Here is a 21,690-nt window from a genome sequence, read left to right on the forward strand (position 1 = left end):
GCCTGCCGGCGCTTTTCCTCTTCCTCGCGGCGCTTGGCCTCTTCCTCGGCCTGGCGACGGCGGCGCTCCTCTTCCTCCTGGCGGCGGCGCTCGCGCTCTTCCTTGTCGCGCTCGGCCTGCTCGAGGGCGCGCAGCCGGGCCTGGCGCTCGCTGTCGGTCAGGGTGCGGCCGGCGCGCTGCTGCTCGCGCTCCAGGGTGCGGGTGGCATTCTCCTTGGGCGTGCCGCCGCGGGATCCCGCCGGCTGCTGGCGCGCCTGGGCGGGCTGCTGGCGCTCGCCCGCCGGGGGCTGCTGGCCGCCGGACGGCTCGAACGCCTTCTCGGCTTCCTGCTGGCCGCTGCCCTGGCGCACCTCGGTCATGCGGCCGCTTTCGCCGCGCTGATAGGTGCGCTTGCGCTTGACCTCGACCGACACCTGCTTGGACCGGCCGTGGCTGAAGCTCTGCTTCACCTGACCCTGCTCGACCGTCTTGGACAGTTCGAGCTTGCCGGGCTTCTTGAGCTTCAGCTTCTTGTCGTCGCCATCGTCACTGTTCGTCGTCATATCGCTCCGGCGCTCGTCTGGTGAGCTTGTTCGTGGGTGCCGCCGGCCGCATGGGCGCGCCGGCGTGTCGTGTTCCTGTCGGTCGCGGCGTCGGCCGGGCGGTGCCGCTCAGCCGGCGCCCGTGCCGGCTCCGCCGCCGTCGTCCGCGCCACTACGGTCCGCGCCGCCGTCGTTCGCGCCCCCGTCGTTAGCGCCGCCGTCGCCAGGCCGAGGAAGAGGCCAAGCGCCGCGAGGAAGAGGAAAAGCGCCGGCAGGCCGAGGAAGAGGCCCGCAAGCAGCTCGAGGCCGAGGAGCAGGAGCGCCGCCGCCAGAAGGAGGCCGAGGAGGCCCCGGCGGCCGGCACGGCCGAGGCGGGCGCGGAAGCCCCCGCCGCCGAGACGCAGCCGGCGGGCGAGCCGGAACCGGCGGCCGAGGCCGGCGCGGAGGAGACCGCCGACGCCAGGGCCAAGCGCAAGGCCAAGGAAGGCCGCGAGAAGGACGACGCCGCGGCCGAGGAGGCCGGCGGCCGGGTCAAGCGCGCCAAGGGCGGCGAGAAGAAGCCCGCCGCCAAGAAGGGCGACGAGCGCCGGCGCGGGCGGCTCACCATCAGCCAGGCGCTGGAGGGCGGCGACGGCAACCGGTCGCGCTCGCAGGCCCAGCTCAAGCGCCAGCGCCAGCGGCAGAAACAGCAGCAGAGCCAGCAGCCCCCGCAGAAGGTCGTGCGCGAAGTTCAAATCCCCGACGTCATCACCGTGGGCGAACTGGCCAACCGCATGGCCGAGCGCGGCGGCGACGTGATCAAGCAGCTGATGCAGCTCGGCACCATGGCGACGATCAACCAGTCGATCGATCCCGAGACCGCGGAGCTGATCGTCCAGGAGTTCGGCCACACGCCCAAGCGCGTCTCCGACGCCGACGTCGAGGACGTGCTGCAGACCGAGGAGGACCGCGCCGAGGACCTCAAGCCGCGGGCGCCGGTGGTCACGGTCATGGGCCACGTCGACCACGGCAAGACGTCGCTGCTCGACGCGCTGCGCAAGACCGACGTGGTCGCGGGCGAGGCCGGCGGCATCACCCAGCACATCGGCGCCTACCAGGTCGTTCTGTCCGGCGGCGCCGGGATCACCTTCCTGGACACGCCGGGCCACGCCGCGTTCACGCAGATGCGCTCGCGCGGGGCGGACGTCACCGACATCGTCGTGCTGGTGGTCGCCGCGGACGACAGCGTGAAGGACCAGACGGTCGAGGCGATCAACCACGCCAAGGCCGCCCAGAAGCCGATCGTCGTGGCGATCAACAAGTGCGACAAGCCCGAGGCGAACCCCGACAAGGTCCGCCAGGAGCTGCTGAACTACGAGATCGTCACCGAGGACATGGGCGGCGAAACCCAGGCGATCGAGGTGTCCGCCACCACGCGCGAGGGTCTGGACCAACTGGAGGAGGCGATCCTCCTGCAGGCCGAACTCCTGGAGCTCAAGGCCAACCCCGACCGCGCCGCCGAGGGCGTGGTTGTCGAGGCCAAGCTGGAAAAGGGCCGCGGCCCGGTCGCCACCCTGCTGGTCCAGCGCGGCACCCTGAAGAAGGGCGACAACTTCGTCGCCGGCGCCGAGTGGGGCCGCGTGCGCGCCCTGGTCAACGACCGCGGCGAGAACGTCGGCGAGGCCGGCCCGTCGATCCCGGTCGAGGTGCTGGGCCTGCAGGGTACGCCGCGCGCCGGCGACGAGGTGATCGTCGTCGACAACGAGCAGCGCGCCCGCGAGATCTCGGAGTACCGGCAGGAGCGCCAGCGCGAGAAGGAGGTTGCCTCCAGCGGCCGCGCGTCGCTCGAGTCGATGCTCAACCAGATCAAGGAAGGTCAGGCGTCCGAACTGCCGGTGGTGATCAAGGCGGACGTCCAGGGCTCGCTGGAAGCGATCCAGGGCGCGCTCGGCCAGATCGGCAACGAGGAGGTTCAGCCGAACATCCTGCACGCCGGCGTGGGCGGCATTAACGAAAGCGACATCACCCTCGCCGGCGCGTCCGGCGCGGTCGTGATCGCCTTCAACGTGCGCGCCAACGGCAAGGCCCGCGAGATGGCCAAGCAGGACGGCGTGAACATCCGCTACTACTCGGTGATCTACAACCTGATCGACGACGTGAAGCAGGCCCTGCAGGGCATGCTCTCGCCGGAAGCGCGCGAGGAGTTCATCGGCTACGCCGAAATCCGGCAGGTCTTCAGCGTCACCAAGGTCGGCAAGGTCGCCGGCTGCCGGATCACCGAGGGCGTGGTCAAGCGCGGGGCGGGCGTACGCCTGCTGCGCGACAACAAGGTGATCTACGAGGGCAGCCTGAAGACCCTGAAGCGCTTCAAGGACGAGGTGCGCGAGGTCAAGGACGGCTACGAGTGCGGCATCTCCCTGGAGAACTGGGAAGACATCCAGGAAGGCGACGTGCTCGAGTGCTACGAGGTCCGGGAGATCCAGCGGACGCTGTAACGCCCCCGGCGACCGCCCAGGACCGCCGCGCAGCGCCGCCGGCCGGGCGCTTCCGAAACCACCGCCGATGCATCACCGGCCGGCACCGGCTCCCGCGGACGCCCGCGGGCGGTGCCGGTCGCGTCGGCGTCTCAGCAACCCAGCAACGCGACGGCTTTCCATGGCACGCCGACGGGCGAAGGCCCCCAGCCAACGTCAGCTCCGGGTGGGCGAGCAGCTGCGCCACACGCTCTCGCAGATCCTGGCGCGCGGCGACCTCCGCGATCCCGAGCTCGCCGAGGCGAACGTGACCGTGACGGAAGTCCGGGTCAGCCCGGACATGAAGGCGGCGACCGCCTACGTCCTGCCGTTCGCCGACGGCACGCCGGAAGATCTGGCCGCCGCGCTCAACCGGGCGGCCGGCTATTTCCGCGGCCAGCTGGGCCGGGAGATCGACATCAAGTACACCCCGGAACTGCGCTTCGCCCCGGACCGCTCGTTCGACGAGGCCGCGCGGGTCGACGCGCTGCTGCGCAAGCCGCGGGTGCGCCAGGACCTGGCGGGCGATCCGGACGCGCCGGGTGGGCCGGTCGACAGCGACGACGCCCCGCAAGCCGCGGACGCGGCGGCCGACCCGGCCGACACGCCGGGCGAGACCGGCCGCGGCGGTTGACCGCCTTGCGCCAGCCCCGCAACGACAAGACACCCGAACGAACGCGGACGAGATGAGCGACAAGCGCAAGGCGAAGGGCAACCGGATCGACGGCTGGCTGGCGCTCGACAAGCCGGTCGGCCTGACCAGCACGCAGGCGCTGAACCGGGTCAAGAAGGTGCTGCATCCCAGGAAGGTCGGCCACGGCGGCACCCTGGACCCGCTGGCCAGCGGCCTATTGCCGATCGCCATGGGCGAGGCGACCAAGACGGTCGCCTACACCATGGAAGGCACCAAGACCTACCGCTTCACCGTCCGCTGGGGCCAGGCGACCGATACCGACGACGCCGACGGCACGGTGATCCAGGCGAGCGACGCGCGTCCCGACGCGCCGGCGATCCGCGCGGCGCTGCCGGCGTTCACCGGCATGATCGAGCAGGTTCCGCCGGCCTACTCCGCGATCAAGGTCGACGGGCAGCGCGCCTACGACATCGCGCGCGACGGCGGCCAGCCGGAACTCGCCGCGCGCGCCGCGCGGATCGACAGCCTGACCCTGGAACGGGTCGACGACCCGGACCACGCGAGCCTGACCTGCACCTGCGGCAAGGGCACCTATATCCGGGCGCTGGCGCGCGATCTCGCGCGCGCGCTCGGCACCTTCGGCCACCTGTCGGCGTTGCGCCGAACCCGGGTGGGCGGCTTCCGGGAAGATCACATGATTTCCCTGGAATCGCTGGAGGCGTTGGGGCATAGTCCCGGGGCCTTCGAGTACCTCCTGCCGATCGAGACCGCGCTGGACGACATCCCGGCGTTTGTCTTGTCGGAGACCGAGGCGAACCGTCTGCGCAGCGGCCAAAGCGTGTCGCTGCTTCAGCGGTCCCATCTCGAACGCCTGCGCGATCTGGATAACGGCGACGTCGTGTTGACCAAGACCGGCGATCGCCCGGTCGCGCTGGCCCGTTTCGAGACCGGCGAGCTCCGCCCGGTGCGCGTACTCAACCTCTAAATGCCGGTGCAGCAGACGGCTCTGGCGGATCGCCGCGAGCGGCCGCCCCGGTAGATGAAAACAACCGAACGCCAAGAGGACGACCGTTTACGATGTCGATCACGACCGAGCGCAAGCAGGAGCTTGTGAAGGAATACGGTGCCAACGACAACGACACCGGCTCGCCGGAGGTTCAGATCGCGATCCTGACGGAGCGGATCGGGAACCTGACCGAGCACATGAAGGACCACAAGAAGGACTTCCACTCCCGCCGCGGCCTGCTGATCATGGTGGGCCAGCGCCGGCGGCTGCTGGATTACCTGAAGCGCAAGGACAAGTCGCGCTACGACAAGACCATCCAGTCGCTGGGCCTGCGCCGCTAGGCGGCGCCCGCCTCAGGCGACCATGGCCTGCGCCCGCCCCCAGTACGGTATCGAGACGTCCTTCCGCCCGGCCGCGTGCCGGGCGGTGCGCATGGGCCCAGCCCGGGCGTGCGATCGCCTGTGTGCGGGGCGGGGCGTGGTATGGCATTGTCCCCACCGCCTTGAAGACGGAGCCTGCGCGATGCCGGCCGGCGCGCGGGCTTCGATAGAGCCGGGCCGACGTAAGCGGCGCGCGCGCTTGGGAGCCACCCTGCGGGCTGTCGCGCCGTTTGCGCGGGTCCGGCTGTCGCCACCGGCCGGCCAACCGGATTGAAGGAATCGAGAGAGAATATGTTCGACGTACACCGCAAGGAAATCGACTGGGGCGGCCGCCCGCTGGTCCTCGAGACCGGCCGCGTCGCCCGCCAGGCCGACGGCGCCGTGATGGCGCGCTACGGCGACACGGTGGTGCTGTGCACGGCCGTCGGCGACAAGACGCCGAAGCCGCACCTGCCGTTCTTCCCGCTGACCGTGAACTACCAGGAGAAGACGGCGGCCGCGGGCAAGATCCCGGGCGGCTTCTTCAAGCGCGAGGGCCGGCCGACCGAGAAGGAGACCCTGACCTCCCGGCTGATCGACCGGCCGATCCGTCCGCTGTTCGCCAAGAACTTCAAGAACGAGACGCAGGTCATCTGCACCGTCCTCAGCCACGACCTGGAGAACGATCCGGACATCGTGGCGATGGTCGGCGCCTCGGCCGCGCTGACGCTGTCGGGCATGCCGTTCATGGGCCCGATCGGCGCCTGCCGGGTCGGCTACAAGGACGGCGAGTACGTCCTGAACCCGACCCAACAGGACCTGCCCAGCGGCGCGCTCGACCTCGTGGTCGCGGGCACCCAGGAAGGCGTGATGATGGTCGAGTCGGAGGCCAAGGAGCTGTCCGAAGAGACCATGCTGGGCGCCGTCAACTTCGGCCAGGAGCAGTACCAGAAGGTGATCAACGCGATCATCGAGCTGGCCGAGGAGTGCGCCAACGAGCCCTGGGACCTGCCGGCGGATCCGGAAGAGAAGAAGACCGTCCACGCCAAGCTCAAGGAGCAGTTCGCCGGCAAGCTGCGCGAGGCCTATCAGGTCGTCGACAAGAAGCAGCGCCAGGAGGCCCTGGAGGCGATCCGCACCGAGGCGCTGGAAGCGGTCGGCGAGGACAACGAGGTCGAGTACGCGATCGCGCCGTCGGTGATCAAGGACCTGGAGCGCGACATCGTCCGCGGCTCGATCATCGAGACCGGCAACCGGATCGACGGCCGCCGGGTCGAGGGCGTCCGCCCGATCCTCTCCGAGGTCGGCGTGTTGCCGCGCACCCACGGCTCCGCGCTGTTCACCCGCGGCGAGACCCAGGCGATGGTGACCACCACGCTGGGCACCGGCCAGGACGAGCAGATCGTGGACGCGCTGGAGGGCGAGTACCGCCAGGCGTTCATGCTGCACTACAACTTCCCGCCGTATTCGGTGGGCGAGACCGGCCGCATGCTCTCCCCCGGCCGGCGCGAGATCGGCCACGGCAAGCTGGCCTGGCGCGCGCTCAATCCGGTGATGCCGACCAAGGAGGACTTCCCCTACACCGTGCGGGTGCTCTCCGAGATCACCGAGAGTAACGGCTCGTCGTCGATGGCGACCGTCTGCGGCGCCTCGCTGTCGATGATGGACGCGGGCGTGCCGCTGCCCCGGCCGGTCGCCGGCATCGCCATGGGTCTGATCAAGGAAGGCGACGACTACGCCGTCCTGTCCGACATCATGGGCGACGAGGACCATCTGGGCGACATGGACTTCAAGGTCGCCGGCACCGAGACCGGCGTCACCTCGCTGCAGATGGACATCAAGATCACCAGCGTGACGCCGCAGATCATGCAGATCGCGCTGGATCAGGCCCGCGACGGCCGCCTGCACATCCTGAACGAGATGCAGAAGGCGCTGACCACCGCCCGCGAGGGCGTGTCCGACCGGGCCCCGCAGATCACCGTGATCCAGGTGCCCAAGGACAAGATCCGCGACATCATCGGCACCGGCGGCAAGGTGATCCGCGAGATCTGCGAGGAGACCGGAGCCAAGGTCGACATCGAGGACGACGGCACCGTCAAGGTCGCCGCCGTCAACGCCGACGCGGCCAACGCGGCGATCAACTGGATCAAGGGTATCGTCGCCGAGCCGGAGCCGGGCCAGATCTACGACGGCAAGGTCGTGAAGGTGGTCGACTTCGGCGCCTTCGTGAACTTCCTGGGCCAGAAGGACGGCCTGGTGCACATCTCCGAACTGTCCGACCAGCGCGTCGGCAAGGTGACCGACGTCGTCAACGAAGGCGACATGGTCAAGGTGAAGTGCGTGTCGTTCGACGACCGCGGCCGGGTCAAGCTGTCGATGCGCCAGGTCGACCAGACCACCGGCGAGGACCTGAGCGAAAAGGTCGCGAGTTAAGCTTTCGCGGCGTTCAGCTTGAGGCTGATTGAGGGCGGCATCCCCCGGGGTGCCGCCCTTTTTCGTGCGTGGCCGCGGGTGGTGTGCCGAACGCAGGAAGCGGATAGGAGTCACCACAGCGGACACGAAGGACACGGAGCCCGAGGTTTTCGGGCCACCCACGGCGCCCAACTGGTCCCCCTCCTCCACCTGGGAGGAGGGGCTAGGGGAGGAGGGACCCCGAGCATATGCCGCGGGCCACCTCCTCTCCCTGGCCCTCTCTCCTCCCATGGGAGGAGAGGGGATAAGCGAAAGCACCCACACGGGAAAGAGCCCGCGGCGCCGGCACCGCCGTGCCGCGCGCCTCGGGCTCCGTGTCCTTTGTGCCCTCTGTGGTGAACCGCTTAAGCGTCGCCGCCAGCCGCCACGGCGTTGGCGGGGAGCTAGCTAGTTCCGCAGTTCCTCGCGGCCCTCGAAGTGCGCCAGCGCCTCCGGGTTCGCCAGGGCTTCCTTGTTCTTCACCGCGTTGCCGTGGACCACGTCGCGCACCGCGAGTTCGACGATCTTGCCGGAGCGGGTGCGCGGGATGTCCGGGACCTCCAGGACCTTCGCCGGGACGTGGCGGGGCGAAGCGCCGGACTTGATCTGCTGCTTGATCCGGGTGACCAGGTCGTCGGTCAGCTGGTGACCTTCGTTCAGGCGGACGAACAGGACCACGCGCTGGTCGTCGCCGACATCCTGGCCGATCACGATACCCTCGGCGACCTCCGGCAGCTTTTCGACCTGGCGATAGATCTCCGCCGTCCCGATCCGCACCCCGCCCGGGTTGAGCGTGGCGTCCGAGCGGCCGTAGATCACCACGCCGCCGGTCGCGCTGTCGATCGCGGCGAAGTCGCCGTGGTGCCAGGTGTCCGTGTAGGTCGCGAAATAGGCGTTGAAGAACCGCTCGCCGTCGGGATCGTTCCAGAACTTGACCGGCATCGAGGGGAACGGCTTGCGGCAGACCAGCTCGCCTTTCTGGTCGCGCACGCTGTTGCCCTGCTCGTCGTAGATGTCGACGTCCATCGCCAGGCAGCGGGCCTGGATCTCGCCGCGGTAGACCGGGCCGATCGGGTTGCCGGCGACGAAGCAGCCGACGATGTCGGTGCCCCCGGCGATCGAGGACAGGCAGATGTCCTGCTTGATGTTGTTGTAGACGACGTCGAAGCCCTCGGCGAGCAGCGGCGATCCGGTCGACATCAGGGTGCGCACGCGCGACAGGTCGAATTCGTCGCCCGGCATGGCGCCCTGGTTGCCCAGCGCGTCGATGAACTTGGCGCTGGTGCCGAACTGGGTCATGCCCTCCTGCTCGGCCATCCGGAACAGGATCCGCCAGTCCGGATAGAACGGCGAGCCGTCGTACAGCAGCACGGTCGCCCGGCTGGCCAGCGCGGAGACGAGCCAGTTCCACATCATCCAGCCGCAGGTGGTGAAGTAGAACGGCCGGTCGCCGGGGCGCACGTCGGTCTGCAGCTGGTGTTCCTTCAGGTGCTGCAGCAGCGTGCCGCCGGCGCCGTGGACGATGCACTTCGGCTTACCGGTGGTGCCGGAGGAGAACAGGATATAGAGCGGGCTGTTGAACGGCATCTGCACGAAGTCGATCGGCCCGCCCGGGAAGCGGTCCTCCCAGTCGGCCATCCGCTCCGCGCCATCGATGCCGCTCGGGTCGCCGTCGCCGGCGTAGTGGATCAGCAGCGTCTTCTGAAGGCTGGGCAGCTGCTTGACCACCTCCGCCACGTTGGGCGCGCTCGCGCGGACCTTGCCGTTGTAGTGGTAGGCATCGACCGCGAACAGCACCTTGGGCTCGATCTGGCCGAACCGGTCGAGCACGCCCTGCGGACCGAAGTCGGGCGAGCAGGACGAGAAGATCGCGCCCAGGCTGGCGGTCGCCAGCATGACGATCATCGTTTCCGGCATGTTGGGCAGGTAGGCGGCGACCCGGTCGCCCGGGCCGACGCCCTGCTCCCGCAGCCCCTGCGCGACCTTGGAGACCCGGTGGTAGAGCGCGTCGTGGCTGAGCCGGGTCGTCACCTGATCCTCGCCCCAGAACACGATGGCGTCGCCGCGGCCCTGCTGCTGCAGCAGGTTCTCCGCGAAGTTCAGCTTGGCGTCCGGGAAAAACGCCGCGCCCGGCATCTTGTCGAAGTCCTGGGTGGCCCGCTGGCCGCGCGTCTCGGCGACCACCCCGCAATAGTCCCAGAGCGCCGACCAGAAGGTCTCCACGTTCTGCTGGCTGGCGCGCGACCAGTCCCACAGCGCGGGGTAGTCCGGCGCTTCCACGCCGTACTGCCGCTTCAGGTGGTCCATGAAGCCGGTTAGGCGGGTGCTGGCGATCCGCGCCTGCGACGGCTGCCAGAGCAGTTCGGGCGTCTGGGCGGGCGTCTGGCTGGACATGGCGGACCTCTCTCTCCTCTACCGGTTAGCCGGTGCGGGCGCGTGGCTGGGCGCCGCGGTCTACTGGAAGCTGACGCTGGGCAGCCAGGTGACGATCTCGGGGAAGAAGAACACGATCGCAAGGCCGGTCAACTGCAGCAGAATGTACGGCAACACCCCTTTGTAGATGTCGGTCACGGTGATCTCGGGCGGACACACCCCTTTGACGTAGAAGAGCGCGAAGCCGACCGGTGGGGTCAGGAACGAGGTCTGCAGGCAGACCGCGAACATGATCGTGAACCACACCAGGTCGAAGCCCAGGTTGATCACCACCGGGGCGACCAGCGGCAGGATGATCAGCGTGATCTCCACCCAGTCCAGGAAGAAGCCGAGCAGGAACACCACGAACAGGATGGTCAGCAGGATGCCTTCCGGCGGGAACGGCAGGCCGAGCAGCGCGTCCTCGATCACCCGGTCGCCGCCCAGGCCGCGCAGCACCACGGCGAACGCCGTCGCGCCCAGGAAGATCGCGAAGATGAACGAGGTGGTGCGGGTGGTCTGCGTCAGGCTGTCCTTCATCACCTTCCAGGTCAGCCGGCGGTTGGCCGCCGCCAGCAGGGTGGCGCCGGCGGCGCCCACACCGGAGGCTTCCGTCGGCGTCGCAAGCCCGGCGAAGATCGAGCCGAGCACGGCCAGTATCAGCGCGGCCGTCGGGACGACGGCGACCAGCACGTCCCAGAACACCCGGGGCGTGATCTTGGGCAGGTCCTTGGGCAGCGGCACGCTCTTCGGGCTGACGATGCCGAGGCTGAGGACGTAGGCGATGTACATCGCCCCCAGCAGCAGGCCGGGGAAGAAGGCGCCCAGGAACAGGTCGCCCACGCTCGCCTCCGGCCGGGCCAGGCGGTCGGCCATCAGCACCAGCATGATCGACGGCGGAATCAGGATGCCGAGCGTGCCGGTGGCGCAGCTGGTCCCGACCGTGAGCGCCTTGGAGTAGCCGTTCTTCAGCATCACCGGGATCGACAGCATGCCGAGCAGCACCACGCTGGCGCCGATGATGCCGGTGGTCGCGGCCAGCAGCACGCCCAGCACGATCACCGTGATGGCGTAGCCGCCGCGCACCGCGCCGAACAGCTTGACCATGTTGTTCATCAGCTTTTCGGCCACGCCCGACTTGTCGAGCATGATCCCCATGAAGATGAACATCGGCAGCGCGACCAGGGTGATGTTGTCGACCAGCGCCCACATCCGTTCCGGCAGCAGGCCGATCGAGCTGCCCCAGTCGAACCATAGGTCAGCGCCGAACTGTTCGACCGCCGTGATCCCGACGACCGTCCAGATCACGGCGGTGCCGCCCAGCACCCAGGCCACCGGGAAGCCGGTGAACAACAGGACGCCGAAGGTGGCGAACATGCCGATGACGAAATATTCTTCCAGGCCCACGGTGTCTTTCGTCCGCTTGTTGCTCGGGTGGGTCGCTCGGGTGTGGCGTTGCGGGCCGCCGGCTCAGCCGTTGTCCCGGTCGTCGCTGCCGAGCGCGCTGACGTTGGTCGCGCGCACGATCGGGTCGGGCCCGGTCGGTTTCGGCCAGCCGAACAGCATCGCCGTGCACTTCATTAGGCGCGAGACGACGGCCACGGCGAGCAGACCGAAACTGAGCGGCAGGAAGAACTTGATCGCCCAGCGGTAGGGCAGCCCGGCCGGCGCCTGGCTGACCTCGCCCTTCAGATAGGACGACCAAAAGTACGGCCAGCTCTGGTAGACGCCGATCAACACGAACGGCAGCAGCAGGACCAGCAGGCCGAACAGCTCGATCCAGGCCTGCTTGCGCACGCTCAGGCGCTCGTGAATCACGTCGACCCGGACGTGGTCGTCGGAGACCAGCGTGTAGGACAGCCCGACCAGCCAGGCCGCGCCGCACAGATGCCACTCGATCTCTTCCGCCATCACCGAGCCGGCGCCGAAGGCGTAGCGGCCGATCACGGCGACCAGGATGACGCCCAGCACGCCGAGCCACAGGAAGGAAAACGCGAAGCCGATCCAGCGCAGCGCGCGGTCGATCGCGAGCGATGGGCGCGTGGTCGGCAGTTCGGTGTGGTGGACGAAGTCGCTTTCGACGACCGAATGGGGCTGCGGACTCGCGTTGGGATCGGCCATGGTCGCGTCCGGGTTCTGGAACGGGCTTGGGCGGCGTGCGCGCGCCGTGGCTATTGCCGCGCGGGGCGGATCGCACGGCGATCCGGGGGCGCGGCGGTGTGTAGCAGCCTTTCCGGGAGAGCGTGAAGGCGCCGCCGGCCCGATCGATGGGTCCGACGGCGCCAGCGGCGGACCGTCCCCGGCCCGGGCCGCGCACGCAAGCGCGCGGGCCGCGGCCGGGGACGGGGCGGATCCGGCCAGTCGGATCAGGCGGTTACTCGGCGCTCTTCTCGCCCAGGTCGGCCGGCAGGTAGGCCCGCTTGGCCCACACCTGGTAGGTCTCCTGGAACGCCTGCTGGCTCTCGTAGACGCGGGCGAAGTCCTCGTCCTTCTTGGCTTCTTGCTTGAGGACCTCGCGGGTCACGTCCTGCAGCTCGCGCAGCACGTCGCGCGGGATCTGGTTGGCCTGCACGCCCTTCTCCTGGAAGCCCTGCAGGACCTTCCCGTTCTTGTACTCGCCCTCGGCGAGGCCGCGCATCGTGGCGGCGGTGCAGGTGGTCTCGATCAGCGCCTTCTGCTGCTCGCTCGCCTGCTTCCACTCGTCACCGTTGATCAGCATGTACTGCGCGGTGAACGGCTGGTGCCAGCCCGGGAACAGGTTGTATTTGACCACCTTATGAAAGCCCAGGATCTGGTCGATCGCCGGCATGGAGAACTCGGTGGCGTCGATCGTGCCGGTTTGCAGGGCCTGGAACAGCTCGCCGCCGGGCATCATGGTGACCGAGGCGCCGAGCTTCTCCAGCACCTTGCCGCCCAGGCCGGCGAAGCGGATCTTCATCCCCTGGTAGTCGTCCAGGCTGTCGACCGGGTTGGAGTACCAGCCGGCGGTCTCCGGGCCGATGATGCCGCACAGCTGGGCGTGCACGTTGAAGCCCTTGTTGGCGTAGACCTCCTGCAGCATCTTGTGGCCGGGGCCGTAGTAGTACCAGGCGGTGAACGCCCACGGCTTCAGGCCGAACGGCACGGCCGCGAACAGCGGCACCGCCGGAACCGTGCCCTGGTCGTAGCCGATCCAGGTGTAGCCGGCGGAGACCTTGTTGTTGGACACGGCTTCCAGGATGTCGAACGGCGGGACCAGCTCGCCCGGCTCGTAGACCCGCACCTGGACGTTGCCGCCGCTGGCCGTCTTCAGCTGCTCGGCGACATACTTCGACGGCGAGCCCAGCCCGGGCAGATTGGACGAGAAGGCGATCGGCATCTTCCAGCGGATTTCGTCCGCCTGGGCGGGCGCGACGGCGGCGCCGGCCATGCTGCCGGCGAGCGCGAGCGCGCCGGCGGCCGTCTTGAGTTTGTTGATCGGCATCGAGACGTAAACCTCCCTGATGTGCCCCGCATGACACGCACACGTTTTCGGGCGGGGCCGCGTTCGGCGATGATTTTTCGACACGACCGCGCGTTGGATGCGGCGGTGCGTAGCGGATCGGGTCTTGCCGCCCGATTAAGCCCGCGAAGGGGCCGGAAAGTGCGCAGAACGCTAGCCGTTCAACGCCGATGTCACAAGCCGTGATCTGGCTTCTTGCCGCACTGCAAAGAAAAACCGTGCGCACTCGGGGCGTTGGCATGCGGCCTGGCGCCACGCCCGGATCGACCGCTCGCGCATGGCGTGTATAGCAAACCGAGCCGCTGCGCCAAACGCACGGGGAGCACCCGGTCAGGCGGCCGGCGATGCGGCTGGCCGGCTGCGGGCACCGGGTGGCGCTGCCGGCCTGCATGGCGGCCCTGCGCGCAGGCCTTTTGCGCCGGGGCGGCGGGCGCGGCTAGCCTGCGGGCGCCATGCCCGCCCAACCGAACCAGCCGGATAAAGCGCCCAGCCTGCCGGTCCGCCTGCTGGCGGCGGCCGGCCGGATCCCGCTGCCGGTCCAGGGCGCGCTGCTGATGACCGGCGCGGCGCTTGGGTTTTCCTGCATGAACGCGCTGATTCGCGCCGGCTCGCTGGAGCTGGCGCCGATCCAGATCGTGTTCTTCCGCAACGCCTTCGCGCTGGTGTTCATGCTGCCCTGGCTGGCGCGGGTCGGCCGAACCGGGCTGACGACGCGGCGCCTGCGCCTGCACCTGGTGCGTTCGGTGATCGGGCTGACGGCGATGACCTGCTGGTTCTATTCGGTCAGCCTGCTGCCGCTCGCCCAGGCGGTGTCGCTGAACTACACGGTGCCGCTGTTCGCCACGGTGGGCGCCGCGCTGGTGCTGGGCGAGACGGTGCGCGCCCGGCGCTGGACGGCGACCATCGTCGGCTTCCTGGGCGTGCTGGCGATCGTGCGGCCCGGCTTCCAAGAGATCGGCCCGGCGATGGCGCTGCCGATCCTGGCGGCGATCTTCATGGCGACCGCCGCGCTGCTGATCAAATCGCTGTCGGCGACCGAGAACCCGAACGCCATGGTGTTCTACATGAACCTGGTCCTGACCCCGCTCAGCCTGATCCCGGCGCTGTTCGCCTGGGTCTGGCCGAGCTGGGAGGTGCTTGCGCTGATGGCGCTGATCGGCGGGCTCGCGACCGGCTCGCACCTGCTGCTGACACGCGCCTACGCCAAGGCCGACGCTTCCGCGGTGATCCCGTTCCACTACATGCAGCTGCCGTTCGTGGCGCTGATCGCGTTCGTCGCGTTCGGCGAGGTGCCGGCGCTCTGGACCCTGGTCGGCGCGGCGGTGATCGCGGCGGCGGCGATCTACATCACCCACCGCGAAGCCAAGGTCGCCAAAGCCCGCCGCCAGGAGGTCGCGGGGTAGGGGAAGATTGCATGAAGAGGTCTCAAGCTGACGCGATTCGCGGTCGCGACCGCTTGGTGCGAGCGCTAAGCTCGATCCCCATGGCCCCCCTGAGCGAACAGCCCGACTGGCTGTACCTGCTGCGCGACTACCACGAGACCTTCGGCACCGGCTCGTCGGGCGGCAGCGATGCGATCCGCAGCCATCGCCGGCGGGTGCGCGAAGCGCTCAACCGGGTGGTCCAGGCGGACCCGCCGATCCTGGGCCGGCAGCCCGCCGACAAGCCGGTGACCGCCCACCTGGGCCGGGCGCTCGACCTCGCCGCCGACGGGCCGCTCGCCACCATGGCGGCGACGCTGCGCCGGCTGACCGGCCAGTTCACCTGGGAGTGGGGCTACGAACGGGTGCCGCGCACGCTCGCCCAGCGCTACGCCTATTGCGAGCTGGCCGGACCCAACGGACCGGTGCACGCGGAGCGGATCGTCCTCGGGCTGGTGCTGCTGGCCCCGGGGACGACCTATCCCCAGCACAGCCACACGGAGATCGAGGAGAGCTACGTCTCGCTCGCCGGCGCGTGGTCGGAGAACGACGCGGCCGTCTACGCGCCCGGCTCGCTGATCTTCAACAAGCCGCAGCAGGCCCACCGGATCACGGTCGGCGAGCGGGCGCCGTGCCTGCTCGCCTACGCCTGGCTGGGCCCGCCGGCCCGCCTGGCCGCGCCGGGAATGACGTTCGGCCGCTGATTTTCGCCCCGGGCCCTCCGGGCGCAACGCCGATCCGACGGCCGCTTGACATGTGTCATGGCGGGGCCGCGGGCGGAGCTGCGGTGGATCCTCCGACGGTTTCGCCCGGCAATGGCCCGGCAGCGTCGTCGTGCGCGGACCTGGCACCGCAGCCGCGCCCCCGGTGCAGCCGGCGAGCGGGATCGCGTTCGCCAGGAGGTCATTGATTTTCATCGCAGGTGTACGGGACCATTCCCGCGCAACCCTCCGACCCTAAGATGCGGAGCTTCGCACATGAGTAAGGCATTCCGCCGCGCGAGCGGCCTCGCCCTCGCCGCGCTGTTGCTCGCGGCCCCGGCCGCCGCGCAGTCCGGCAACCAGGACGTCTCCAAGATCGACGACGCTCAGCTGATCAAGCGGGCCAACCAGCTGTTCGACCCGATCCCGACCGAGCCGCCGGAGCTTGACGGCAACAAGGTCACGCCCGAACGGGTCCAGCTGGGCAAGATGCTGTTCTTCGACCCGCGGCTGTCGGCCAGTCACGCGATCTCCTGCAACTCCTGCCACCAGATGGGCCTGGGCGGCGACGACAACCAGCCGACCTCGATCGGCCACGGCTGGCAGCGCGGCCCGCGCAACGCGCCGACGGTGTTCAACGCGGTGTTCAACACGGCGCAGTTCTGGGACGGCCGGGCGGAGGACCTTGAGGAGCAGGCCAAGGGCCCGGTCCAGGCCAGCGTGGAGATGGCGAACACACCCGAACGGGCGGTCAAGACGCTGAAGTCGATGCCGGCCTACGTCGCGCGCTTCAAGGCGGCGTTCCCGGACAGCGACGATCCCGTGACGTTCGACAACATGGCGAAGGCGCTGGAGGCTTTCCAGGCCACGCTGCTGACCCCGAACTCCCGGTTCGACCTGTATCTGAAGGGCCACGAGGCGGCGCTCAGCCCCAAGCAGAAGCGCGGCCTGCAGGAGTTCATGAGCACCGGCTGCGTGGGCTGCCACAACGGCGTCAACCTGGGCGGCCAGGGGTACTATCCGTTCGGTCTGATCGAGAAACCGGGGGCGGACGTGCTGCCGCGCGACGACCGCGGCCGCTTCCAGGTGACCAAGACGGCGTCCGACGAGTACGTCTTCCGCGCCGCGCCGTTGCGCAACATCGCGATCACCCAGCCGTACTTCCACTCCGGCAAGGTCTGGAGCCTGGAGAACGCGGTGGCGCTGATGGGCCTGTCGCAGCTCGGCCAGGACCTGTCCGAGCAGGAGGTCGATGAGATCACCGCCTTCCTGCAATCCCTCACCGGCGAGCAGCCGCGGGTGGAATACCCGGTGCTGCCGGAAAGCACCAACGAAACCCCGCTGCCGGTCGAGTTCGAGGAAGCGCCCTCGAAGCGGTAGCCCCGGATCATAGGCGGTCAACGTGCTGGGCCCATCGCCGCCGGCGGTGGGCCCGTTTTATGCCTGTACGGGACTTTTGCCCGGGTTCGCAAGCATCCGTCAGGGATTCTTCCATATGCCGACCAGACAGGCCGGCTGCCCCGGAGGAGGATGACTGTAATGCCGTGATACAGCGGTATCCGCATCCCGGGCAGGTCGCGTCCGCCGCCGTGTCGAAGGGTGCTGCGGACATTTTCGGGGCCGTGCAAAAGTCTCCAGTACGCATGCCTCAACTGTCGGTCTTCGATCCAAGTCATCGCGCGTTCGATGTCCTGTTTTACCACTTTTCGTGGTTTATGGCGTTACATTGGTTTACTCATGCGGGTATCCGGCTGCGACGGCTCCCGCCGGGGGACGTGCCGCTGAGAAAGAGGGTTGATTTACGGCGCATATGCGCTCATAATCATAAAGGGCACAGAGATCGCATGGCGAAGTACGTCTGGAAAGATCGCACAGACCCTGGCGGCCGGCGAAAAGCGCGTGGCCAATTCATGGCCTTAGCGCTCGATGACCGGGAAACCGCCCTCTTCACGATGACCACGATCTGCGAGCCCGGACCTGACAAATGCAGCCAATGCCGGGATCCCGGCGGTCTCAGCAGCGCGATCCACGCCCAACGGGTGGACGGCGCAAGCCGGCCGGTCGAAGTCCTCTACGCGGCGGATCATCAACGGCAAGAGGTCACCTTCCTCGGGATCAGCACGGATGGTGCCGGCTGCCGGCACGCCTTGAGCGAAGCGGCGACTGCGGGCGTGCCTTAACGCCGCGACTGCGGCGGAGAAAGATAGGCAGGAGAAACAGATGACGCAGGAAGACTTGGATCCGATGCTGCAGCAGCTGCTTGGAGACGACCCCGAGTTGCAGCAGCGCGTGCGGCGCAACGCGCCCCGTTGGCATCTCGCCAAGCAGCTCCTGGCCAGCAGGCGTGAGGCCGGACTCAGCCAAACCCAACTGGCGCAGGCGACCGGCATGGACCAGGCCCAGATCTCGCGCATGGAATCCGTCACGGGGCCATCGCCGGACACGGATAGCATTCACCGCTACCTTGCCGGCTGCGGCTTCGTTTTCGGCTACGTCTGGGGTCGGGCCGACCGCAACAGCCTGCACGTGGCGGGCGCGGTCGCCGTCGGCAACTCGGCGGAAGAGGAGGAAGTGTTCGAAGGACTGATCGGTCAGGACGCTCAGCTCACGCACGAGAATTGACCGTGATTCCGGAATGGCTGCCAACCCTGCTTGGCGCGGCCGGCATGGCTGCTCTGTTCATGCCGGCCTACCGCGCCAATCGGATCGCGCGGCGGTATAGCGAGGTCGCGTGGATCGCCGCCGGCGATACCCTGCCCGATAGCCTGAAAGAGCCGGCGAAAACGACGGCCGAAGAAAGGCGCGACCAGATCGGTCGGTGGTCAAAGCGCGACGAAGCCTTGATGTGGGCCGGTTATACCGGCCTCGGGCTGTCGTACGGACTGCAGTTGATCCGCGCGATTTAGAGCAAAATCGATGAAGGTGGCTTCACCTTTCAGCATCTTGCGCTAGCGACGCATGGGCCGGTCCTCCCCGGCCCACAGCAACGTCTCAAATCGGCGTCTCGTCCGCGCGCAGCAGGAACAGGGCGTGCTGGGCGCGCAGGTTGGCGCGGGCGGGGTCGGCGATGCCCTTGTCGGAGCCGCGGTCGTCCAACGCCAGCGCGCGCTCGATCGTGACGTCGAGCTCGCGGCACAGCTGGGTGAAGTCGCGGATCGTGCACAGGTGGATGTTGGGCGTCTCGTACCACGCCCCGGGCAGCGCCTCCGACACCGGCATGGTGCCGTCCCACAGCAGCTTCAGGCGGACCCGCCAGTGGCCGAAGTTCGGGAACGACACGATCGCCCGGCGGCCGATCCGCGCCAGGTTCGAGAGCACGTCGCGCGGATGATAGGTGGCCTGCAGCGTCTGGCTCAGGATGACGTAGTCGAACGCCTTGGAGGGATAGTCCTGCAGGTCGGTGTCGGCGTCGCCCTGCACCACCGACAGGCCGCGCCGGACGCTTTCGTTCACCCCGGCCTGCGACAGCTCGATGCCCCGGCCGACCACGCCGCGCTCGGCGATCAGGTAGTCCAGCAGGTCGCCGGTCTCGCAGCCGACGTCGAGCACCCGGCTGCCCGGTTCGACCATCTGTCCGATCAGCGCGAAGTCGGGGCGCACGTGGATCCGCTGGCCGCTGAACTCGGGCGCCTCGGCGGCGCCGGGGCGCGTGCCCGTCCGCGCGCCGGTGCCCGCGCCCGGACCCGGGCGCGCGGGGTCTGCCGTCGTCAAACCTTCAGTCCTTTCAGCGACGCACAGCCTTCCAGAAAGCCGTTGAGCACGGCGAAGAACTCCGGTTCGTCCAAGAGAAAGGCGTCGTGCCCCTTGTCGGTCTCGATCTCGCAGAACGACACGTCCGCCGCGGCGGCATTCAGCCCATGGACGATCTGCCGGCTTTCCGGCGTGGGAAACAGCCAGTCGCTGGTGAACGAGATCACGCAGTAGCGCACCGGCGTGTCCTTGAACGCGCGCGCCAACAGCCCGCCGTGTTCCGCCGCCAGGTCGAAATAGTCCATGGCGCGGGTGATGTAGAGGTAGGAGTTGGCGTCGAACCGGTCGACGAACGCCGAGCCCTGGTGGCGCAGATAGCTCTCCACCTGGAAATCGGCGTCGAACCCGTAGGTGACCGACTTGCGGTCCTGCAGGCGCCGGCCGAACTTGCGGTGCAGCGCCTCTTCCGACAGGTAGGTGATGTGCGCGGCCATGCGCGCGACCGCCAGGCCCCGGCGCGGCTTGGTGCCGTAGCTGAGATAGGCGCCGTCGCACCAGTCCGGATCGGCCATGATCGCCTGCCGGCCGACCTCGTGGAAACCGATGTTCTGCGCGCTGTGCCGCGCCGCGCCGGCGATCGGGACGGAAGCGAAAGTGCGCTCGGGGTAGGACACGGCGAACTGCAGCGCCTGCATCGCGCCCATCGACCCGCCGATCACGCAGAACAGCTTCTCGATGCCGAGGTGGTCGAGCAGCAGGGTCTGCGCCCGGACCATGTCGGCGATCGTGATCACCGGGAAGTCCAGGCCCCAGGGGACACCGGTCTCTGGGTTGATTTCCTTCGGCCCCTCCGAGCCCATGCAGCCGCCCAGGACGTTGGCGCAGATCACGAAGTAGCGATCGGTATCCAGCACCTGGCCGGAGCCGACCATGCGCTCCCACCAGCCGGCGCGGTCGGTGTGCGGCGGGTCGGCCGGGTGCTGGTCGCCGGTCAGGGCATGGCACACCAGGATCGCGTTCGACCGGTCGGCGTTCAGCTGGCCGTAGGTCCGGTAGGCCATCTTGAACGGCCCCAATCGGGCGCCGCAATCGAGCTGCAGCGGCTGCTCGACGCCCAGTTCCACCACCAGCCCGGCCAGGTCCTGGCGGCTGGGCACGTCGAGATCGGCTGGACTGGCGTCGTTCAAGGAAAGGTCCATCTTCAAGCGTCGTCGTTCCGGCCCGCGGCCACACGCGATCGACCGTCCGCATGCCACCCGCGGACACGCGCACGCCAGGGTGCGCGGGGGGCGCCCGGAGCGGGTGCGCGGGAAGCTTAGCTAGGGAGGTCCGGTCCACCGTGTCAACGGTTGCCGACCGGCCGGGGTTTCACCGGGCGTTCGGTTCACCCGGCGTTCGTGTCACCGGGTCTTGGACGCCTGTCGGCCCGGGTCCTGGCGGTGCCGGGATGCGTGCCCGCCCGGCCGTCGCCAGACCGGCGGTTTTATTTTGATTCGCGCCCGGCGGAAGCTTATCACTGGACCCGGTTTTACGTCACCTGCGGCGTCCGTCCCGACCCCGGGCCGGCGCGCCCGGATCCACCCGCACGCGCCACGTCCACCCCGCGATTCCGAGCCCATGCCCAACGACCCGTCCACGCTGGCCGACCTGCGCCAGGAGATCGACCGGATCGACGACGCCATCCACGATCAGTTGATGCGCCGCGGCGAGCTGCAAGCCGCGATCGGCCGGGCGAAAACGGGCAGCGAGGTCTACCTGCGCCCGGGCCGGGAGGCGATGGTGCTGCGCCGGCTGATCGCCCGGCACGAGGGCGCGTTCCCCAAGGCGGTCCTGGTACGGATCTGGCGCGAGGTATTCGCCGCCGGCCTGAGCCTGCAGAACCAGTTTTCGGTCGCCACGCTGAGCGGGCAGAAGAACGCCCCGCTCGCCAACCTGGCGCGCGACCATTTCGGCACCCTGACCCAGATCCACGCCCTGCCGTCGGCGCAGCGGGTGCTGCAGATGGTCAGCGAGGGCGAGGCCACAGTGGGCGTCCTGCCGATGCCGGAGAGCGAGGAGGCCGACCCGTGGTGGCGGCGGATGGCGCGCAGCGGCGCGCGGATCCCGCGGGTGATCGCGCGCCTGCCGTTCGCCCCGCCGATCTCGACGGCCGGACAGGCCGAAGGCCTGGCGGTCGGACTGTCGCAGCAGGAGGACACCGGCGACGACCGCGCCTATATCGTCGTCGAGACGGATCACACGACCAGCCGGTCGGCGCTGAAGCGCGCGGTCGAGGCCGGCGGGTTCAGCGTCCTGGACTGGAAATACTGCCGCGGCGACAGCGACGCGCTCTACCTGGTCGAGGTCGCGGGCTGCGTCGCCCCGGACGATCCCCGGCTGCGCCGGCTGGCCGGCGACGACAGCTCGATCGCCGCGGCCTGGTCGGTCGGCGGCTACGCCCGGCCGCTGGACGCCGACGCGCTGACCTGAAACGGCCCGACCGCGTGCCGGCCCCGGCCGGCCGATCACCCGCACGAAGCAGA

At 69.0% G+C, this 21,690-nt stretch carries 20 protein-coding genes; 12 read left to right on the plus strand and 8 right to left on the minus strand.

What is annotated here, in order from left to right:
- Both CKO28_RS15670 and CKO28_RS28465 read right to left on the minus strand, forming a co-directional pair.
- Window positions 1–542: translation initiation factor IF-2 associated domain-containing protein (locus tag CKO28_RS15670; protein WP_200341744.1), on the minus strand; the 542-nt coding region annotated here is incomplete at its 3' end.
- A complete protein-coding gene (locus CKO28_RS28465) occupies window positions 539–1,255 on the minus strand; it encodes a hypothetical protein (RefSeq protein WP_242480591.1) in 717 nt (238 codons plus the stop codon). The genes CKO28_RS28465 and CKO28_RS15670, both read right to left, overlap by 4 nt.
- On the opposite strand from CKO28_RS28465, the gene infB reads away from it, so the two are divergent.
- From infB to pnp, 5 genes are all read left to right on the plus strand, one after another.
- Window positions 1,241–2,995 (plus strand): translation initiation factor IF-2, encoded by a 1,755-nt coding sequence (gene infB, locus CKO28_RS15675; RefSeq protein WP_338050146.1) that lies wholly within the window; start codon window positions 1,241–1,243, stop codon window positions 2,993–2,995. The two genes, CKO28_RS28465 and infB, sit on opposite strands and share 15 nt — an antisense overlap.
- Before the next feature lie 160 nt (window positions 2,996–3,155).
- On the plus strand, window positions 3,156–3,647 hold the full coding sequence (gene rbfA / locus CKO28_RS15680) for a 30S ribosome-binding factor RbfA (RefSeq protein ID WP_200341745.1): 492 nt from the start codon (window positions 3,156–3,158) through the stop codon (window positions 3,645–3,647).
- A gap of 52 nt (window positions 3,648–3,699) precedes the next feature.
- On the plus strand, window positions 3,700–4,632 hold the full coding sequence (gene truB, locus CKO28_RS15685; protein ID WP_200341746.1) for a tRNA pseudouridine(55) synthase TruB: 933 nt from the start codon (window positions 3,700–3,702) through the stop codon (window positions 4,630–4,632).
- 92 nt (window positions 4,633–4,724) lie between these two features.
- On the plus strand, window positions 4,725–4,994 hold the full coding sequence (rpsO, locus tag CKO28_RS15690) for a 30S ribosomal protein S15 (RefSeq protein WP_200341747.1): 270 nt from the start codon (window positions 4,725–4,727) through the stop codon (window positions 4,992–4,994).
- Window positions 4,995–5,324: 330 nt separating this feature from the next.
- Window positions 5,325–7,445, plus strand: a complete 2,121-nt coding sequence (gene pnp / locus CKO28_RS15695; RefSeq protein ID WP_200341748.1) for a polyribonucleotide nucleotidyltransferase — start codon at window positions 5,325–5,327, stop codon at window positions 7,443–7,445.
- A gap of 426 nt (window positions 7,446–7,871) precedes the next feature.
- On the opposite strand, the gene CKO28_RS15700 is transcribed toward pnp, so the two are convergent.
- The 4 genes from CKO28_RS15700 to CKO28_RS15715 form a co-directional block, all read right to left on the minus strand.
- Window positions 7,872–9,857 (minus strand): acetoacetate--CoA ligase, encoded by a 1,986-nt coding sequence (locus tag CKO28_RS15700; protein WP_200341749.1) that lies wholly within the window; start codon window positions 9,855–9,857, stop codon window positions 7,872–7,874.
- 60 nt (window positions 9,858–9,917) lie between these two features.
- Window positions 9,918–11,282 (minus strand): TRAP transporter large permease, encoded by a 1,365-nt coding sequence (locus CKO28_RS15705; protein WP_338050147.1) that lies wholly within the window; start codon window positions 11,280–11,282, stop codon window positions 9,918–9,920.
- A 63-nt stretch (window positions 11,283–11,345) separates the two neighbouring features.
- Window positions 11,346–11,996, minus strand: a complete 651-nt coding sequence (locus CKO28_RS15710) for a TRAP transporter small permease subunit (protein WP_200341750.1) — start codon at window positions 11,994–11,996, stop codon at window positions 11,346–11,348.
- A 253-nt stretch (window positions 11,997–12,249) separates the two neighbouring features.
- Window positions 12,250–13,338 carry a TRAP transporter substrate-binding protein gene (locus tag CKO28_RS15715; RefSeq protein WP_200341751.1) on the minus strand — a complete coding sequence of 363 codons (1,089 nt, stop codon included), beginning with the start codon at window positions 13,336–13,338 and terminating at the stop codon, window positions 12,250–12,252.
- Window positions 13,339–13,808: 470 nt separating this feature from the next.
- Here CKO28_RS15715 and CKO28_RS15720 point away from each other — a divergent pair, with 470 nt between their 5' ends.
- From CKO28_RS15720 to CKO28_RS15745, 6 genes are all read left to right on the plus strand, one after another.
- Window positions 13,809–14,759: a DMT family transporter gene (locus tag CKO28_RS15720; RefSeq protein ID WP_200341752.1), complete on the plus strand. Its 951-nt coding sequence runs from the start codon at window positions 13,809–13,811 to the stop codon at window positions 14,757–14,759.
- 80 nt (window positions 14,760–14,839) lie between these two features.
- Window positions 14,840–15,481, plus strand: a complete 642-nt coding sequence (locus CKO28_RS15725) for a dimethylsulfonioproprionate lyase family protein (RefSeq protein WP_200341753.1) — start codon at window positions 14,840–14,842, stop codon at window positions 15,479–15,481.
- Window positions 15,482–15,754: 273 nt separating this feature from the next.
- Window positions 15,755–16,858, plus strand: coding sequence for a cytochrome-c peroxidase (locus CKO28_RS15730; protein WP_200341754.1), 1,104 nt, complete (start codon window positions 15,755–15,757; stop codon window positions 16,856–16,858).
- 464 nt (window positions 16,859–17,322) lie between these two features.
- Window positions 17,323–17,658, plus strand: a complete 336-nt coding sequence (locus CKO28_RS15735; RefSeq protein WP_200341755.1) for a hypothetical protein — start codon at window positions 17,323–17,325, stop codon at window positions 17,656–17,658.
- Window positions 17,659–17,698: 40 nt separating this feature from the next.
- Window positions 17,699–18,100 (plus strand): helix-turn-helix domain-containing protein, encoded by a 402-nt coding sequence (locus CKO28_RS15740; RefSeq protein ID WP_200341756.1) that lies wholly within the window; start codon window positions 17,699–17,701, stop codon window positions 18,098–18,100.
- A 2-nt stretch (window positions 18,101–18,102) separates the two neighbouring features.
- Entirely contained in the window at window positions 18,103–18,384 is a 282-nt protein-coding gene (locus CKO28_RS15745; RefSeq protein ID WP_200341757.1) for a hypothetical protein, read from the plus strand.
- Window positions 18,385–18,469: 85 nt separating this feature from the next.
- Here CKO28_RS15745 and metW read toward each other — a convergent pair whose 3' ends face one another.
- Entirely contained in the window at window positions 18,470–19,048 is a 579-nt protein-coding gene (gene metW, locus CKO28_RS15750) for a methionine biosynthesis protein MetW (protein ID WP_200341773.1), read from the minus strand.
- 137 nt (window positions 19,049–19,185) lie between these two features.
- Window positions 19,186–20,367, minus strand: a complete 1,182-nt coding sequence (metX, locus tag CKO28_RS15755) for a homoserine O-acetyltransferase MetX (RefSeq protein WP_200341758.1) — start codon at window positions 20,365–20,367, stop codon at window positions 19,186–19,188.
- 418 nt (window positions 20,368–20,785) lie between these two features.
- Between metX and CKO28_RS15760 the strand changes: the two genes are divergently transcribed.
- The gene (locus CKO28_RS15760; protein ID WP_200341759.1) at window positions 20,786–21,637 is read left to right on the plus strand and encodes a chorismate mutase; all 852 of its coding nucleotides are present in this window, start codon (window positions 20,786–20,788) and stop codon (window positions 21,635–21,637) included.
- Window positions 21,638–21,690 lie beyond the last annotated feature (53 nt).

The organism is Rhodovibrio sodomensis (assembly GCF_016583645.1).
Taxonomy (GTDB): Bacteria; Pseudomonadota; Alphaproteobacteria; order Kiloniellales; family Rhodovibrionaceae; genus Rhodovibrio; species Rhodovibrio sodomensis.

Excerpts from the sequence above, each read along its gene's own strand:
- rbfA (WP_200341745.1), top strand. The coding sequence starts at position 3,156 with ATGGCACGCCGACGGGCGAAGGCCCCCAGCCAACGTCAGCTCCGGGTG.
- truB (WP_200341746.1), top strand. The coding sequence starts at position 3,700 with ATGAGCGACAAGCGCAAGGCGAAGGGCAACCGGATCGACGGCTGGCTG.
- rpsO (WP_200341747.1), top strand. The coding sequence starts at position 4,725 with ATGTCGATCACGACCGAGCGCAAGCAGGAGCTTGTGAAGGAATACGGT.
- pnp (WP_200341748.1), top strand. The coding sequence starts at position 5,325 with ATGTTCGACGTACACCGCAAGGAAATCGACTGGGGCGGCCGCCCGCTG.
- CKO28_RS15700 (WP_200341749.1), bottom strand. The coding sequence starts at position 9,857 with ATGTCCAGCCAGACGCCCGCCCAGACGCCCGAACTGCTCTGGCAGCCG.
- CKO28_RS15710 (WP_200341750.1), bottom strand. The coding sequence starts at position 11,996 with ATGGCCGATCCCAACGCGAGTCCGCAGCCCCATTCGGTCGTCGAAAGC.
- CKO28_RS15715 (WP_200341751.1), bottom strand. The coding sequence starts at position 13,338 with ATGCCGATCAACAAACTCAAGACGGCCGCCGGCGCGCTCGCGCTCGCC.
- CKO28_RS15720 (WP_200341752.1), top strand. The coding sequence starts at position 13,809 with ATGCCCGCCCAACCGAACCAGCCGGATAAAGCGCCCAGCCTGCCGGTC.
- CKO28_RS15725 (WP_200341753.1), top strand. The coding sequence starts at position 14,840 with ATGGCCCCCCTGAGCGAACAGCCCGACTGGCTGTACCTGCTGCGCGAC.
- CKO28_RS15730 (WP_200341754.1), top strand. The coding sequence starts at position 15,755 with ATGAGTAAGGCATTCCGCCGCGCGAGCGGCCTCGCCCTCGCCGCGCTG.
- CKO28_RS15735 (WP_200341755.1), top strand. The coding sequence starts at position 17,323 with ATGGCGAAGTACGTCTGGAAAGATCGCACAGACCCTGGCGGCCGGCGA.
- CKO28_RS15740 (WP_200341756.1), top strand. The coding sequence starts at position 17,699 with ATGACGCAGGAAGACTTGGATCCGATGCTGCAGCAGCTGCTTGGAGAC.
- metW (WP_200341773.1), bottom strand. The coding sequence starts at position 19,048 with ATGGTCGAACCGGGCAGCCGGGTGCTCGACGTCGGCTGCGAGACCGGC.
- metX (WP_200341758.1), bottom strand. The coding sequence starts at position 20,367 with ATGGACCTTTCCTTGAACGACGCCAGTCCAGCCGATCTCGACGTGCCC.
- CKO28_RS15760 (WP_200341759.1), top strand. The coding sequence starts at position 20,786 with ATGCCCAACGACCCGTCCACGCTGGCCGACCTGCGCCAGGAGATCGAC.